The sequence below is a fragment of the Hydrogenophaga sp. genome, assembly GCF_025699295.1.
GTDB lineage: Bacteria > Pseudomonadota > Gammaproteobacteria > Burkholderiales > Burkholderiaceae_C > Hydrogenophaga.
In genome coordinates, this window is the sequence record NZ_JAILWB010000007.1 from 1 (window position 1) to 14,983 (window position 14,983).

Consider the following 14,983-nt stretch of genomic DNA (forward strand, 5'->3'; position numbering starts at 1 on the left):
GCGCGCGCACGAAGCGCGCAATGCGTTCGAGCTCGTCCCGCGCGATGCTGGTGCCCGTGGGGTTGGACGGCGAAGCCAGCAGCACGCCGCGCGTGGCAGGGCGCCAGGACGCCTCGACCTGGTCGGCGCTGAGCTGAAAGCGGTGTTCGGGCCCTGATGGCACCAATACCGCGCGGCCCTCGGCGGCCTGTACGAACTGCCGGTTGCAGGGGTAGCTCGGGTCGGGCATCAGCACCTCGTCACCCGCTTCGATGAGCGCCAGGCAGGCCAGTTGCAGGGCCGCCGACGCACCCGCGGTGACGACGATGCGGGCCGGGTCGATGGCCAGGCCGAAGCGCGACGCGTACCAGCCGCTGATGGCCTCGCGCAGCGCGGGCAGGCCGGTGGCCTGCGTGTACTGGCTGCGGCCGCCGCGGATGGCGTGTTCCGCTGCCGCGGTGACCAGCGGCGGCGCGGTGAAGTCGGGTTCGCCGATGTTGAGGTAGATCATCGGCCTGCCCTGCGCGCCGGCGCCGTTGGCCATGGAGGCAGCGGCCTTGGCCAGCTCCATCACGTAGAAGGGCTCGACGCGCTGGGCGCGCTGGGCGATCCTCATGAAGCGGACTTGCGCGCCGCCGGCGCTGTGGCCACCTCGGCCGGGCGCAGTTGCGAGGCCAGCTGGTGCAGCACGCCATTGACGTACTTGTGGCCATCGGTGCCGCCAAAGGATTTCGCCAGCTCGATGCATTCGTTGAGCACCACGCGCCAGGGCACGTCCAGGCAGCGCTGGAATTCGTAGGCGCCGATCCAGAGCACACCGTGTTCGATGGGCGAGAGTTCGGTCAGCGGCCGGTCCAGGCGCGGCGCGATCAGGGCGTCGAGCGCGGTGGAGTCGGCAATGCAGCCGTGCAGCAGGGCGTCGAAGTGCACGCTGTCGGCCTTGTGGAAGCCGGCGAGGTCGCGTGTGAAAGCGTCGATGTCGACCGCCGGGTTGCGGCCCACCAGGTGCTGGTAGAGGGCCTGCAGCGCGAACTCGCGCGCGCGCGTGCGGGCCGACTTGTCGGCTGCCTTGCGTGGCGTGTCGCCGGCCTTGGTGCGGGCAGGGGAGGGAGTGTCTGCGGACATGGTCAACCGATCTCTTGAAGCAGGTGTGCCATCTCCACCGCGACCCGCGCCGCATCGCGGCCCTTGTCGATCTGGCGCGCCACGGCCTGCTCCAGGTTCTCGGTGGTCAGGATGGCGTTGGCAATGGGAATCTGGTAGTCCAGCGCGAGGCGTGTCACGCCTGCGCCGGACTCGTTGGCCACCAGTTCGAAGTGGTAGGTCTCGCCGCGGATGATGCAGCCCAGCGCGATCAGCGCGTCGAAGTCGTCGCGCTCGGCCATGGCCTGCAGGGCGACGGGCACCTCGAGCGCGCCCGGCACCTTGACGTGGGCAATGTTCTTGTCCTGCACACCCAGCGCCAGCAGCTCGGTGAGGCAGGCGTTGAAGAGCGCGTCGGTGATGGCTTCGTTGAAGCGGGCCTGGACGATGCCGATGCTCAGCTTCTTGCCGTCGAGCACGCTGGGGCTGCCTTTGTCTGCGCCGAACATGAGGGGATCCGTTTCTAAAGGTGGAGGAGGGGGAATTCAGTCGTCGCGACCGAGGTAGCCGGTAATCTCCAGGCCGTAGCCGGCCATGCTGGGCATGCGCCGGGGTTTGCCCAGAAGCTGCATCCGGTGCACGCCGCAGTCGCGCAGGATCTGCGCGCCCACGCCGTAGGTGCGAAGGTCCATGCGGCCGCGCTCGGGGGCCTGCGCCGAACGTGCAGTGCCCTCGAACTGGGCCAGCAACTGTTCGGCCGATTCGCCGCAGTTGAGCAGTACGGCCACGCCGGCGCCCGCCTGGGCGATGTGACGCAGGCTGGCCTCCAGGCTCCAGGAATGCATGGATCGGCCGACCTCGAGCGTGTCGAGCACCGAAAGCGGTTCGTGCACGCGCACGGCCACACTGTTGTCGGGGCCCCACTGACCTTTGACGAGCGCGAGATGCAGGGCGCCGCTGGGCTGGTCCTTGAACGCGGTGGCCTGGAACTCGCCGAAGGCAGTGTTCAGGCTGCGGGTGCCGAGCTTCTGCACCAGACATTCGTTGCGGCTGCGGTGCTCGATCAGGTCGGCGATGGTGCCGATCTTCAGGCCGTGTTCGGCGGCGAAAGCTTGAAGGTCGGGCAGCCTCGCCATGGTGCCGTCGTCCTTCATGATTTCGCAGATCACAGCGGCCGGGCTGCACCCGGCCATGGCCGCAAGATCGCACCCGGCCTCGGTGTGGCCTGCGCGCATGAGCACGCCGCCATCGACGGCCTGCAGCGGGAAGATGTGGCCGGGCTGCACGAGGTCGCTGGCCTGGGCGCCGGGCGCCACGGCCGCCTGCACAGTGCGTGCGCGGTCGCCAGCCGAGATGCCGGTGGTCACGCCCTCGGCCGCCTCGATGGAGATGGTGAAGGCCGTGCCCATCTTGGTGCCGTTGCGCGGCACCATGGGCGGCAGGCGCAGGCGCTCGCAGCGCTCGCGTGTGAGCGTCAGGCAGATCAGGCCGCGACCGAAACGCGCCATGAAGTTGATCGCCTCGGGCGTGACGTGGTCGGCGGCCAGCACCAGGTCGCCTTCGTTTTCCCGGTCTTCTTCATCGACCAGGATTACGATGCGCCCGGCGCGCATGTCGGCAACGATGTCGTCCACCGGCGAGATGGCGACCGGGGCCAGGGTTTCAGGGGCGTTCATGCGGATTCCTTGGAAGTGTGCGGCGCGCTGCTCAACATGCGCTCGACATAGCGCGCGACGGTGTCGATTTCGAGGTTGACCGGGCTGCCTTCGGTCAACGTGCCCAGCGCGGTGTTCTGCACCGTGTGGGGAATGAGGTTGATGCTGAATTCACAGCCGGCGGCGCTGTCCGCCACCAGGTTGACGGTGAGGCTGACGCCATTGACCGTGATCGAGCCCTTGTAGGCCAGGTATTTGCCGAGTTCAGGCGGTGCCAGCACCCGCAAATCCCAGCTTTCGCCCACCTGGGCGAAACGGGTGATGGTTCCCACGCCATCCACGTGGCCCGAGACGATGTGCCCCCCCAGCCGGTCATGGGCACGCAGGGCCTTTTCCAGGTTCAGGCGCTGGCCGATCTGCGCCAGGCCCGTGGTGCGGGCCAGGGATTCGGCCGAAACGTCGATGGTGAAGCGATGAGTGGGCAGATCGAGCGAGGTGACCGTCATGCAGGCGCCATTGAGGGCGATGCTGTCACCGAGACCGACGTCGTCGAGGTAGCCCGGCGGCGCCTCGAGGGTGAGTCGCTTGCCGTGGTCCAAAGAGCTGCCCAGGTCGTGGAGGGCGGCGATGCGCCCCACGCCGGTGATGATGCCGGTAAACATCCGGCTATTTTCGCAGGGTTTGGCCGGGCGGGCTTTTCAGGCCGCTTGCGTTGCGCGGTTCAGCGGTCCCAGCACGCGTCCACGGACAACGAGGGGGTATGGGAGCTGACGTTTTCCTGGCTGCGCCGGCCCGTTTCGGTGAGGCGGTACGCCGCGCACGGGTCAGTGGCCTGCCCGGCGGTGGGAATGGCTGTCAGCGTGTAGGTGGCGCCATCGGACACAGCGACCACGGTATAGCGCCCACCTTCCACCTGCAGCAGGTCGGCGGGTATCTGGTTCGTCACGGGGTAGGAACCCCTGACCGTGGCGGCGCGTTCCATCCATTGCGCAGCCTGCACCAGGGTCGCCTGCGCATGGGCACGGTGGGTGCGCCGGACGTACTCCTGGTAGCTGGGCAAGGCAATGCCGGCCAGCAGCGCGACCACCGCCACCACGATCATCACCTCGATCAGGGTGAAGCCTCTCTGGCGCGTTGCGAGGTGATCCATCAGCGCACCTCCCGCCAGTCGGCCCGCACGCCAAGAGGGAACGGACCATGCAGGCGATCGCAGTCGAGTTCGCGCTTGCTGCCTGCGGGGGCGGTGCCGCAGTTCCAGCCCTTGTCATCCACCGGCGACGCGCCGTCTTTGGATGCCGCATTGTTGTTGATGGAAACCACGTTGATCTTCTCCTGCGAACCTCTGAGGAAGACGCCTTCTGTGCTGGCCACCTTCACGCTGCTGGCATTGTTCATGTTCATGGTCGCATCGCTGCTGAAAAACAGGGGCGTGGGCGAAGGATGTCCGGTGATCATGTTGAGCACGGTCAGCCGGCTGGGGTCGTTCGTGCCGAGCTCATCGCAGCTTTCTCCGGCCGTGCCGCTGGTGGGAACGGTGCTGAAGATGGCAGCGAGGTTGCCGGGCAGCCGCACCGGGGTGGTGAGCACGCGCTCGCCGGTCAGAGGGTAGTCCAGGTACCAGCCCCGCTTGGCCGAGACGTCGGTACGGGAATATTTCACCGGGTGTGCGGTGGAGTTGCTGTATTCGGTGGACAGCGTCGCACCGGTGTCCGGGTCGGTTCGGGTGACGGCTCCCGTGAAGCTCTGTTGCACCAGGATGCTGCGGCTCTCCGATGGGCCGATAGCTCCCGTGTCGGAGGAAGTCAGGCCATTCTGCGTGTCGTAGGTGCTCTTGTCCCAGATGGCGTAGAGCGTCTGGATACCTGTGTTCATCGGGTCACTGTCCTGCAGGTTCTGGCCGGTGCCGAACATCACCTGGACACCGCCGAGGGGATGGGCTATCCACAAGGGCGCTGACGTGATCGGCTGTCTTTTGGCGGGCGTGGCGCCATCGGTGGTCACGTACAGGGGGTGGCAGGTGGTGGTGTTCTTGCAGGTAGCGCCCGAGCCGTCCCAGACGCTGACCCCCCACTGGCTGTCATCGGCGCTGGTCAGATTGAACTTCCAGAGCTGGCCTTGCAGGTCGCCCGCGTAGGCAATGTCCATGGTGCCATCACCGTTGACGTCGATCAGGCGCGGCGCCGACAGCCCGTTGGACTGCGACGTGGTGGAGTGCGCCACGATGCGCAACAGGGAGCGATCGCCGTCGAGGTACTGGATCAGCAGGACCGGGCGTTCGTTGACGCTGTTTGCCCCATTGCCCATGACCACGGCCCAGCGCTGGTTGTTGAGCTTGACGATCTGCTCGCTGCGCCCTTTGATGGGGTCATCGAGCACGGGGGCGGCGTGGATATGGCCCACATCCTCCGAACCGGCGAAGTCGCCAGACGAGGCGGATGCAAAGGTGCGGTCGAGCAACACGGAGCTGGTGCCGAGCAGCGTCGGGTCGGTCACGTCCAGCACGAAGTAGCCCCGTGCGCCGCTGCCGGTCGATGCAACAAGGATGGTGCGCCAGTCGGGTTGCGCCGCGGGGTTGTTGGCGCTGGTCGCCGAGATGTCTGCGTCACCGGTGAACGGATGTCCATCAACCATGTACTGGTGCGCGTAGCCGGGCATGGTGTAGGCGCGCAGCTTGCTATACACGCCGCGCGGCACGTAGGCCATGCGTTCCACGCCGTCGGCCGCATTGAATGCGTGCAGCATGCCGTCGTTGGCGCCGACGTACAGCGTGTCCGGGCGCGTGGCGAGCTGGCTGCGGAACTGGGCATGCCCGTTGTGTTCGAAGGCCATGCGCGCTGGCTTGCCCGTGTTCCAGATGTTGGAGTTCACGATGTCGCCCAACCGGGAGGCGCGGTTGCGCATCGTGCCGCCCGACTGGCTTTCTTCCTTCGTCCGGTCACCGCGCAGGTAGGCGAGCCGGGCCTGCGCGATGGTGTCGCTTTCGCCGCCCTTGAGGTGGTTTTTCTGCTCGGTGTTCAGGGAGGTCCACAGGAACGGGATGCCCGATGTGTCGGAATGGGAGAGGATAAGCCGTTGGGACAGGTTCAGGCTGGGGGCGTCCAGTGTGGTGCTCGCTTCCCAGGTAGGCGCTGCGCTGACCGCATGGGTCTTGGCATCGAGCTTGTGGGCGCTCAGTTGCCCGCTCCACTTCGCGCTGTCAAAGCCCGCAAGGTAGACGAGGCCGTCGGTGCGCAGTTGGGTCGAGCTCACGGCAATGCTGACCAGTCCTCTCAGGTTGTCCGTGATGATTTCATTGAGGATGCCCTGGAAGGCGTCCACCAGGGACTGCGCGTCGGGGGCGGGGATGAAGCGGCCGCGGCTGTTGAGCGCCATGTGCCAGAGCTCGGCCTTGCGCGCGTCGTCCCGTTTCTCATAGTTGGTGCCACCGTCGCAGGGCTGGGTGCCCGCACCGGTGACGGAGGCATTGCAGAACGGCGTGACCCAGTTGACGTCTCCGCGGATCAGGGGCCCCAGTCCGGTGAAGGTGTCACCCAGCCAGCTGGGTGCGCCTGACCAGCTGGCTGCGCTCTTGAAGCCGATGCTGTAGTTCACCATGTGCTGCCAGGTGGCGGGGTTGTTGCGCGGGTTCCAGTACGCGTCCAGCACGGCCGGGGCCGCGGCGGTTCCGAAGTTCTGCACCGGGAACTGTTGTCGCGGCGTGGGCGCCACATTGTTCGGGATGTCGGGCTGCAGATCGCGCGACCAGTAGTGAAAGGCAAGGTCGGACAGCGTGCTCAGGCCCGCATTGCCCCAGGTGTCCCGGTACAGGCGCGTCTGCATGTTGCCGGCATCGACCGAGTAGGCGGTACCGTCGGGCAGCGTCGTGGCAGTGCCATCCGCATTGCCGCCGCGCACGATGCGTTTGCCATCCGGCCCCGAGGTGTCCAGCTCGTCCTCGTGCCAGGCATGGCCCCACTCGCCGTCGGTCATGAAGATGTTGTAGGCCTTGCGGCATGAGAGCACCGGGGCCTCCTGCACGCCGGGTATCGCCGCCCAGGGACTGTTGGCACCCAACCCTGTTTCGCTGAGGTATTTGCCAGCGTTGTCCACCACGTAGTGCGACGGTGTGCCACTGGAGTATTTCAGCGAGTCGACCCAGTCCATAAAATTCTCGCGGTGCTGACCACTGAACGGGCGGATGCCGTTGAAACCCTTGCATGAGGTCGTACTGCCGGGGATGCCACGGCAATGGTGCATCGATTGCCATGCCAGCCGGATCCGGTTGTCCGGGACGTTGGCGGCAGAGAACGTGGCCTTGAGCGCCGTCTTGAGCTGGGAGATGCCGGTGCTGCCCATGCTCGAGGAGTTGTCGACCGACACGATGATGTTGGGCGCCGGCTCGCTGGCGCCGCCCCTGGGGGCTTGCGAGAGGCTCAGAGGCGCGGCCAGAGCGCCAAGACACAGGCCGAAGCCCACGAGCAGCGCGATGGGTTGTGCAAGGGGTGTTCGCATGGGAAGGCTCCTGCTCACCGGTAGGTGGGGTTGGGATAGGGAACGAATACCGAGCGCAGGTGAACGCGTGTTCCGGGTTTGCTGCCTTGCACGAAAGTCGTGATGCGGTAGACGTAGGGATGGCGGTCCATGTCGGGTCTCAACCGGTTCCCGGTCGGAGCCAGGATGCCGGTGGCGTCGGCGTAGCGGAATACCTCCACCCAGTACCAAGCGCGTACGGGTGCGTTGCTCAAAAGCGGGTTGCTGGCTTCGTCCGTGGTGGTTCCGGTGAACTGTCCGTAGGTGGCGGCCACCGACTGCATGTCCGAAAGCTGGTCGACCCAGACGGTCGGACTCAGGCTGTCGACCGTGGCGGGCAGGCAGACGCCCTGGCGGCAATTCTGGAATCCACCGTTTGCAGCAGACACCGACGCACCCAGAACATCCAGGTCGTCGTCTTTTTCGGGAAAGAAGGGCCCTGCCAGGTTTCGACATCGCACGGCCACAGTGGGGTCGTCGCTGCAGGGCGTGCCGTCGGCGCGCTGGCCGAGGATGTCGAGTTCCGCGTCGCGCATCAGGGCCTCCGCCGCGGCGAAGGCTAGCTGGGTGTCGCTTTCGCTGCCCACCAGCGCGCCATGCAGCGTACCCACGCGGGTGCTGCCGAGCATGAGCAGCGTGCCCAGCACCAGCACGACCATGACGACCATGAGCGAGACGCCGCGCTGCACGCCTCGAAGGGATCGGGCTTCGTGCTTCATGCGTCGGCGTTCCTGAGCTGAAACACGCGCCAGAAGGCGCGCCGGACCCGTCCGTCCTGGGCGGTGGGATTGCCATCGCAGCCGACAACGGGCGCCGTGGGCTGGCCGCCGAGTTCGCCGACCAGTTGCAGGCAGACCATCACGCCTTCGACTGCGTTCCAGTCGACCGGCGCGTCCCGGTATTGGAGGGTATCGGTGGCGCTGTCGCGCACCGCATAGCGCACCTGGAAATCTTCCACGCCCTGGATCAGGGAGGCGGTCTGATTTTCCGCCGATCCAGCACATTGCAGGCTGCCATTGACGACCGAAAAGACATTGCTGAGCGTGGTGAAGCCGTCGTCCTGTTGCTTTTTGGTGGGCGCATTGCCCAGGCAGTCCGTGGCCGTGATCAAAGGCTCGATGTCGTGGCTGACTCTCAGGGTGTCCGGACCGTTGGGGGCGTTGACCCCCTCGAGGGCGTGGGGGTTCGCAGCGCTGCCGTAGCCGACATACACAGCGTTGAAGTGCACCCGTCCCCCGCCCGCGTTCAGCAGTCGCTGCGCGCCCGCCTGGCGCATGTGGTGACCAATGATGCGAAAGGCGGTGGACGCGTCTTCGTGCAGGCGGGTGCTGTCTCCCACCGTGGAAGAGGCCAGGCGGCTGAAGCCCAGGCTGGTCACGGCCGCCAGGGACACGAGCATGCCGATGAGCAAGCCGACCATCAGCTCGATCAAGGTCAGGCCCTGCTGCAGGCACGGTGACGAACGGGCGGCGTGCGCTCGGTGTGTTGTCATGGGCGGATGTAGACGAGGTGGCAGATGCGTTGCGCCGGGCAGCTGACCGTGCCGACACCGGTGCCTGGGTTGCCCGCGGCGTCCACCAGGGCATCGGCGGCGGCATACAGCAGCGCATTCGCGCTGTCGGCGTTGGCCAGGTTCTTGGCCTGGATGGCGGACCACGCCAGCAGGACGCCCAACTGGGTGGGGTCCGTGTCGGAGCGGAACACGGTGGCATCGCCTCCGGGCAACTGTTGTGCGAGCGACTGTTTCCATTGCCAGATGTCGTAGGCAGCCATCTGAGTGCTCGAGCACGGCGCTTCAAGGCAGTTGGAGGCAGGCACCGCTGGCATTGCCCATGGAGAAACGTAGTCGCCGAAGGCGACTGCGGTGAGGCGGGCGGCCCGGTTGACCTGCATGCGCTCCAGCAGGTCGCTGGCGGCGTGTATGGCCACCGAACGGGCGTTGGCCGTGCGGGCCTCCATCAGTGTGGCCACCTGTAGCCGTGCCAGACCCAGCACGCCCAGCGCCAGCACCATCAGGGCAACCAGCGCTTCGAGCATGGTGGCGCCGCGTTGCGCCTGCCGTGTCAGCTTGAATCCGGACGCCATGGCCTCTGGGTGCGTGTTCATGTGCATGCCACCGTGTCCTTCACGGTTCGCATGCGGCCAGCGCCCGACAGGCAGACGCGCTGGGCGTTGGTGGGGTCTTCGGCTTTCTGTCCTGCGGGGAAGATCTGAAAGCTCAGGCCGCTCTGTTCGGGCATACCGAACCGTGTGAACTGGACGTAAGCGCCTCCGACGGGACTGGTGCGCTGGATCAATACGCTGGAATCGCCGCGCACCTCGCGCAGCAGCGGTTCGCCCGCGTCCATCGCATTGTTCTGGTCAAGGTCAACGAAGACCTGCCAGCCGCAATACCACTGGGTGGCGGCGTTGGCGGCGGCGCACGGCTCTATGCGCCGCATCACCACCGTGCGTCCGTGCCGGATGGCCTCGGTGCGAGCCAGATTCATCGAACCGATGAACTGTTCGCGCACCGTGTCCACGCGCATGCGGCGCGTGAGGTCGGCGAAGCTGGGGGCGGCGAGCGCGGCGAGCACAGCCAGCACGCTCAGAGCCACCAGCAGCTCGATGAGCGTGAAGCCTGCTCGCTGGGTGGGCGGTCTCCGGGGACGAGGGGAGGTATTCATGACTTCGGCAGTTTATCGACCGAAGTATTTATTTGGTATTAATTAAGACGAGATGTAATGCCAGTCAGATAAGTGGTTTTTCTACTTCATTGGCAGTATTGACGAGAAATTTGCAGCGAAACGTGATGTTCGCTGATCGATGGGCGTGAGAAATGTACTGTCTTGTAGCGCTTTATCGCCGCACGTGCGTCCCAAGGGAATCAAGCGGTGGTCGGGGGACAGCAATCGAGGTTGTTGGGACCCAACACCCGGGCCGTGATGCGCAGATCTTCGCCGATAGTGGTTGCACTGGAGAAGCGCAACCGAAGGCCGTCCTGCAAGCGCTGCAGCGGCCCCAGGCTGGTCATGCCGGCTCCCTGACCGAGCAGTTGCGGTGCGAGGTACAGCAGCAACTCGTCCACCAGGCCTTCGCGCAGGAACGAGGCATTGAGCTTGTGGCCAGCCTCCACGTGCAGTTCATTGACCTCCCGCCGTCCCAACTCCACAAGCATGGCGGCCAGATCGACCTTGTCGTTCGGACCGGGCAGGTGAATCAACTGCGCACCGCGCGCCTGAAGGGCGGCTTGCCGATCGGTGTCCTGCACCGCATGGATGATCCAGATCTGCCGCGTCAGATTGCCAGCCGCCGGACTGAAAAGCCGGGCATCCGGGGGTGTCTCGAGTCGGCTGTCGACCACCACCAGATGCGGCTGTCGCGGTGTCTCGACCAGGCGCACGTCCAGCATCGGATCGTCTTCCCGCACCGTGCCGATTCCTGTGAGCACGGCAGAGGCACGGGCGCGCCAGGCATGTCCGTCGGCACGGGCAGCTTCGCCGGTGATCCATTGGCTGACGCCGTTGTCCAGTGCTGTGGTGCCGTCTAGTGACGAGGCCAACTTCATGCGGACCCACGGGGTCGCGCGGATCATGCGGCTGAAGAAACCGATGTTGAGCTCTCGCGATGCCATGGCAGCCGCGTGGTCGCAGGGGAGCAACTCGACCTCAATGCCCGCAGCGCGCAGGCGCTCGATGCCGCGTCCTGCCACCAGGGGATTGGGGTCGACGGTGGCAACGATTACCTTGCCGACGCGTGCCTCGATGAGCGCATCGCAGCACGGTGGCGTACGCCCGTGATGGGAGCAGGGTTCAAGGGTGACTTGAACGGTGGCTCCGCTGACGTCTGCACCGGCGCGCCGGGCGGATTGAAGCGCCACAATCTCAGCGTGGCAGCCCCCCGCGCGCTGCGTATGGCCATAAAACGTCCTACCGTCAAGACCAGTGATGCGGCATCCGACTCGAGGATTGGGTTCTGATAGACCAATCGAGCCATTGGCATGCGTGAGCAAGGTCTCCCAATCTGCGTATTCCTCTGCGAATCTGCTCTTCTCCATGACTGTCACCCCCATGCTTATCGATGGATTTTCGCTGGTTGCAGCTTGGTACTGATTGGGATGGGTTCTGCTTGTCATGGACAGAGATGTCGGTATTTGTGCTTACTTTTTTGGCGGGACGAATGGTTCTTGCACTCTCGATGAAGCCAAAAGAGCCTTCTATCGCAAAAGGGCGTAGCCGATCACTCGGTGACAAAGAATGGTAGTCGGCCCGGTTTTTTGGAGGACGATCGCACGGGGCCCATTGGCGGCCTGCGCAAACAACTGCGGCGGACCGGTCAACAAGGTGCGCTTTGCCCGCAAACCACCTACGTAGCAAATAGGCCCACTCGTCTGCCCCCTCCTGATGTATTTGCAGTTGATAGGGCACATTACATATGAATACATATAGGAGTATGCGGTGGTCATCCCCTCTTTATCGTCCGTAGTGGCTCCGCGGCACATGCGGGGGTTCACGCTCATCGAGTTGATGATCACTGTGGCAGTCATAGGCATTCTCGCGAGCATTGCCTATCCGTCATACACAGACTACGTGCGTCGCAGCCGCATAGCCGAAGCGACTGGCGACCTTTCGGCCGCGCGGGTGAGGCTGGAGCAGTTCTACCAGGACAACCGCAACTATGGCTCAACCGCAGCCGCCTGCACCGTTCCCATGCCTGTCAGCGGCTCCGGTGCGTTCAACTACTCCTGCGCCTGGGGGGCGACGGCCAGTAACCAGAGCTTTCTCATCACCGCCACGGGCATCGGGGCGATGGCCGGCTACACGTTCACTGTGGATAACAACAACAACCGAACGACCACGGCCTTCGTGGGAGCGGCGGGTCTACCTTTGCCCTGCTGGCTGACGAAGAGGGGCAGCGCGTGCTGAGCCATCGCCCATCTCGGGCCTGCGCCGGCAAAGACCGGGGCTTCACCCTGATCGAACTGCTGATCGTGATCGTGATCTTCGGCATCGCTGCTTCGCTGGCGTTGCCGAGCTTTTCCCAACTGCTGGCGAATTACCGGGTGCGCACGGGCGCTGAGGCCATGCTCAGCGGCTTGTTTCTGGCCAGGGCCGAGGCCATCCGACGCAACTCGCCGGTGCAATTCACCCTCAACGCCACGGGAAGCGGCTGGGCCGTGGCCCAAGTTGCGCCGGCCACCGCCATCCAGACGCGTCCCGACAGCGAGTCGCCAGGGGTCACCACGGCATCCACGACGGCTAGCCGGGTGGTCACGTTCCTGCCCAACGGGCTGGTGGACACCAGTGTGGTGAGGCTTGAGCAGATCAACGTGTCCAGCGTGATCGGCAACACCGATACGCGGCGAGTCAACATCTTTGGTGGCGGTCTGATTCGCATGTGCGATCCGGCAGTAGCCATCGCCAACGACCCACGCAGGTGCTGACATGAACGGCCCGATGCTCTCTCGACAACGTGGCTTCAGCATGATGGAGGTGCTGGTCTCCATCCTGGTGTTTTCGTTCGGCGTCCTCGCACTGGTGCAGTTGCAGGCCGCGTCCATTCGACTCAGCTCAGATGCCCGCTATCGGGCCGACGCCGCATTTTTGGCCGATCAACTGTTTGCCCGCATGCTGATTTCGGCAGAGGCCAACGCCGCAGACTTTGCGCACCGACCAGGTGGCACTGCGTGCAACTCCGTTGGTGGCGATGCGTCCGCTCCGTCTGCAGCGGAGTGGTTGCTGGAAGTCCAGGAGGTTCTTCCAGGTGCCACCCCGGACCTTCAGCAGGTCACCGTGAACGCGGCAACCGGTCAGGTCACGGTCACACTGTGCTGGCAACAAGGCAATGATGTGCCCCGTCAGTACGTCGTCTCGAACCAGATTCAGTGGCAATGATCAGGAACCCCATGATCAGGACTCAACACATTTCCCTGAAATCTGGTGCCGCGCACCGTGCAGGGCGCCTTCATCTGCGCTCGCGCGGCGCGTCATTGATTGAACTGATGGTTGCGATGACCATCGGGTTGATCGTGGCCCTGATCGTCGTTGCAACCGTCACCGGCGTCGGTGCGAGTTTTCGCACCATCGGCTCGAACGCTTCTGCTCAGGTGTCGGCCCAGGTCGGGCTGGGCCTGATCGACGAGGCGGGGCGGTCCGCGGGCGCCGGCTTTTACAGCAATGGCCAGATCATCTGCCCTTCTATCAACGCGTGGGCAAGTGGGGTAACCCGGTTGAACGATGCCACTTTGATGCCGGTACGCATCACGGACGGAGGTGCCGCCACCGCTTCAGACACCATCACGTTCACCACATCGGCAGGAGTTGGCCCGCTGTCGAACATGCCGGTGATGGTCAATATGGCGACTGCGGGCGAGGACATCACGGTCAACGACAGTGGGTTGATTGCGGCCAACGATCTTGCGGTGGTTGGTGCGCCGGGTGGAGGTGGCCCCTGCACGTTGTTTCAGGTCACTTCGGCACCGGTGCCCAGCGTTGTCTGCGGTGGCAATGCGACATCCTGCAAGGTGCTTCCACGCGCGACCGATCCTGCAACAGGCTATAACCCACCCGACCCTGCTGCGGCATTTGCAGTGCCGTCAGCCTATGGTTTTTCGACAGCGGGCGGCGCTCTTGGCCCGGCCACAGTGGTACGGATCGGTGCCGCGTTCCGCCAGCCTGCCTTCACGGTGCAGTGCGAAGCGCTGGTCGCATACAACGCGTTCACCGACGCGCCGACCTGCACAACCAATCCTTTGAGCTTTGCTGGCGGTGGCAATGCCCTGGCGTCTGACATCGTTCTCATGCACGCCCAATACGGCATCAGTCCTGACGCCGTCACGGACGAAGTCACGGCGTGGGTGGACGCCGCCGGTGTGGATTGGGCGGCACCGACCGCTGACAACGTCCAGCGCATCAAAGCCATTCGGGTGATCCTGATCTCGCGGGCCAAGGAAGCGGCCACCACAGACGTGACAACTGCGGCATGCACCAACGACGCCGGTGTGGTCAATGTGGGCCCTTGCTCATTTCAAGATGCAGCGGCTCCGGTGATCGATCTTTCGGCGACTCCTGTGGCTGCAGGGCGCACCTGGCAGAACTACCGGTACCGCGTGCACCGCGCCATCATTCCACTTCGCAACGTGCTCTGGAGCAACTGATGCTCACCATCCCCAAGCTGCATCGCTCCCGCCGCCAGCAGGCCGGCAACTCCCTCATCGTGGTGTTGTCGGTGCTCACGTTGCTGGTATTGGGTGGGTTCGCTGCCATGCGCTCTGCCGATACCGGCAATGTGATTTCAGGCAACTTCGCGTTCCAGCAAGCCGCCACGCACGCCTCAGACCGGGCGTTGACAGATGCGCTGAACAACCTGTCCAACATCGTGACGGCGGGTGGGGGCAATGCCGATGTGGCCAACCGCTACGCCGCTGTGCGGGCCACGGCGCTGGATGCCCGCGGCATACCCAGCGCTTTGAACTGGGCCACGGTGGCTTGCACCGACGAGGTGGGCGGCGCCGTGGGCAACTGCGCCACCGATGCCGGCAATTTCCGCGTGCAGTATTTCATCGAGAGACTGTGTTCGGCGAACCCCGTGCTCACCGACACGGACGACATCCGCGCCAAGTGCGAGTACGAGCCGTCGCCTACCGCCACGACCACCACCCTGGCCAATGAGATCGGCCTGCGCTACCGCGTGCTGATCCGAGTGCAGGGCCCACGGGGTACAGAAGGCTGGTACGAGGCACTCGTGTCCGGGCCGGCATCCAGCTAAAGCCATCCCAC

General features: G+C 64.9%; 17 protein-coding genes. 5 read left to right on the forward strand and 12 right to left on the reverse strand.

The genetic code is table 11. The features are described from left to right. The 12 genes from K5880_RS08490 to ribD all read right to left on the reverse strand — a co-directional run. Positions 1 to 595, reverse strand: a 595-nt coding sequence (locus K5880_RS08490; RefSeq protein ID WP_297650736.1) for an aminotransferase class I/II-fold pyridoxal phosphate-dependent enzyme, incomplete at its 3' end; no start/stop codon positions are given. Continuing rightward, the gene (gene nusB / locus K5880_RS08495) at positions 592 to 1,110 is read right to left on the reverse strand and encodes a transcription antitermination factor NusB (protein ID WP_297650738.1); all 519 of its coding nucleotides are present in this window, start codon (positions 1,108 to 1,110) and stop codon (positions 592 to 594) included. The genes nusB and K5880_RS08490, both read right to left, overlap by 4 nt. Then, positions 1,107 to 1,571: a 6,7-dimethyl-8-ribityllumazine synthase gene (gene ribH, locus K5880_RS08500; protein WP_297650740.1), complete on the reverse strand. Its 465-nt coding sequence runs from the start codon at positions 1,569 to 1,571 to the stop codon at positions 1,107 to 1,109. The genes nusB and ribH overlap by 4 nt, the downstream gene beginning before the upstream one ends. Before the next feature lie 36 nt (positions 1,572 to 1,607). Next, positions 1,608 to 2,738: a bifunctional 3,4-dihydroxy-2-butanone-4-phosphate synthase/GTP cyclohydrolase II gene (gene ribBA, locus K5880_RS08505; protein WP_297650743.1), complete on the reverse strand. Its 1,131-nt coding sequence runs from the start codon at positions 2,736 to 2,738 to the stop codon at positions 1,608 to 1,610. Then, positions 2,735 to 3,379 carry a riboflavin synthase gene (locus K5880_RS08510; RefSeq protein ID WP_297650745.1) on the reverse strand — a complete coding sequence of 215 codons (645 nt, stop codon included), beginning with the start codon at positions 3,377 to 3,379 and terminating at the stop codon, positions 2,735 to 2,737. The genes ribBA and K5880_RS08510 overlap by 4 nt, the downstream gene beginning before the upstream one ends. Before the next feature lie 59 nt (positions 3,380 to 3,438). Continuing rightward, a complete protein-coding gene (locus K5880_RS08515; protein WP_297650747.1) occupies positions 3,439 to 3,867 on the reverse strand; it encodes a type IV pilin protein in 429 nt (142 codons plus the stop codon). After that, entirely contained in the window at positions 3,867 to 7,208 is a 3,342-nt protein-coding gene (locus K5880_RS08520) for a PilC/PilY family type IV pilus protein (protein ID WP_297650748.1), read from the reverse strand. Before K5880_RS08520 ends, K5880_RS08515 begins: the two co-directional genes overlap by 1 nt. A gap of 14 nt (positions 7,209 to 7,222) precedes the next feature. Then, positions 7,223 to 7,945 carry a pilus assembly protein gene (locus tag K5880_RS08525; protein WP_297650749.1) on the reverse strand — a complete coding sequence of 241 codons (723 nt, stop codon included), beginning with the start codon at positions 7,943 to 7,945 and terminating at the stop codon, positions 7,223 to 7,225. After that, positions 7,942 to 8,718, reverse strand: coding sequence for a PilW family protein (locus K5880_RS08530; RefSeq protein WP_297650750.1), 777 nt, complete (start codon positions 8,716 to 8,718; stop codon positions 7,942 to 7,944). The genes K5880_RS08525 and K5880_RS08530 overlap by 4 nt, the downstream gene beginning before the upstream one ends. Continuing rightward, positions 8,715 to 9,332 carry a type IV pilus modification protein PilV gene (pilV, locus tag K5880_RS08535; RefSeq protein ID WP_297650751.1) on the reverse strand — a complete coding sequence of 206 codons (618 nt, stop codon included), beginning with the start codon at positions 9,330 to 9,332 and terminating at the stop codon, positions 8,715 to 8,717. The genes K5880_RS08530 and pilV (K5880_RS08535) overlap by 4 nt, the downstream gene beginning before the upstream one ends. Next, positions 9,329 to 9,892 carry a GspH/FimT family protein gene (locus K5880_RS08540; RefSeq protein WP_297650752.1) on the reverse strand — a complete coding sequence of 188 codons (564 nt, stop codon included), beginning with the start codon at positions 9,890 to 9,892 and terminating at the stop codon, positions 9,329 to 9,331. Before K5880_RS08540 ends, pilV (K5880_RS08535) begins: the two co-directional genes overlap by 4 nt. A gap of 200 nt (positions 9,893 to 10,092) precedes the next feature. Next, the gene (gene ribD / locus K5880_RS08545; RefSeq protein ID WP_297650754.1) at positions 10,093 to 11,340 is read right to left on the reverse strand and encodes a bifunctional diaminohydroxyphosphoribosylaminopyrimidine deaminase/5-amino-6-(5-phosphoribosylamino)uracil reductase RibD; all 1,248 of its coding nucleotides are present in this window, start codon (positions 11,338 to 11,340) and stop codon (positions 10,093 to 10,095) included. Positions 11,341 to 11,704: 364 nt separating this feature from the next. On the opposite strand from ribD, the gene K5880_RS08550 reads away from it, so the two are divergent. Genes K5880_RS08550 through K5880_RS08570 form a run of 5 tightly spaced genes read left to right on the forward strand, consistent with a single transcriptional unit; the run spans position 11,705 to position 14,972 of the window. Continuing rightward, positions 11,705 to 12,130: a type IV pilin protein gene (locus K5880_RS08550; RefSeq protein ID WP_297651099.1), complete on the forward strand. Its 426-nt coding sequence runs from the start codon at positions 11,705 to 11,707 to the stop codon at positions 12,128 to 12,130. After that, positions 12,124 to 12,648, forward strand: a complete 525-nt coding sequence (locus K5880_RS08555; protein WP_297650756.1) for a GspH/FimT family pseudopilin — start codon at positions 12,124 to 12,126, stop codon at positions 12,646 to 12,648. The genes K5880_RS08550 and K5880_RS08555 overlap by 7 nt, the downstream gene beginning before the upstream one ends. A gap of 1 nt (position 12,649) precedes the next feature. Further along, positions 12,650 to 13,099 (forward strand): type IV pilus modification protein PilV, encoded by a 450-nt coding sequence (gene pilV, locus K5880_RS08560; protein ID WP_297650758.1) that lies wholly within the window; start codon positions 12,650 to 12,652, stop codon positions 13,097 to 13,099. An 11-nt stretch (positions 13,100 to 13,110) separates the two neighbouring features. Next, the gene (locus K5880_RS08565) at positions 13,111 to 14,361 is read left to right on the forward strand and encodes a PilW family protein (RefSeq protein WP_297650760.1); all 1,251 of its coding nucleotides are present in this window, start codon (positions 13,111 to 13,113) and stop codon (positions 14,359 to 14,361) included. Next, a complete protein-coding gene (locus K5880_RS08570; RefSeq protein WP_297650762.1) occupies positions 14,361 to 14,972 on the forward strand; it encodes a hypothetical protein in 612 nt (203 codons plus the stop codon). Before K5880_RS08565 ends, K5880_RS08570 begins: the two co-directional genes overlap by 1 nt. Positions 14,973 to 14,983: the final 11 nt, after the last annotated feature.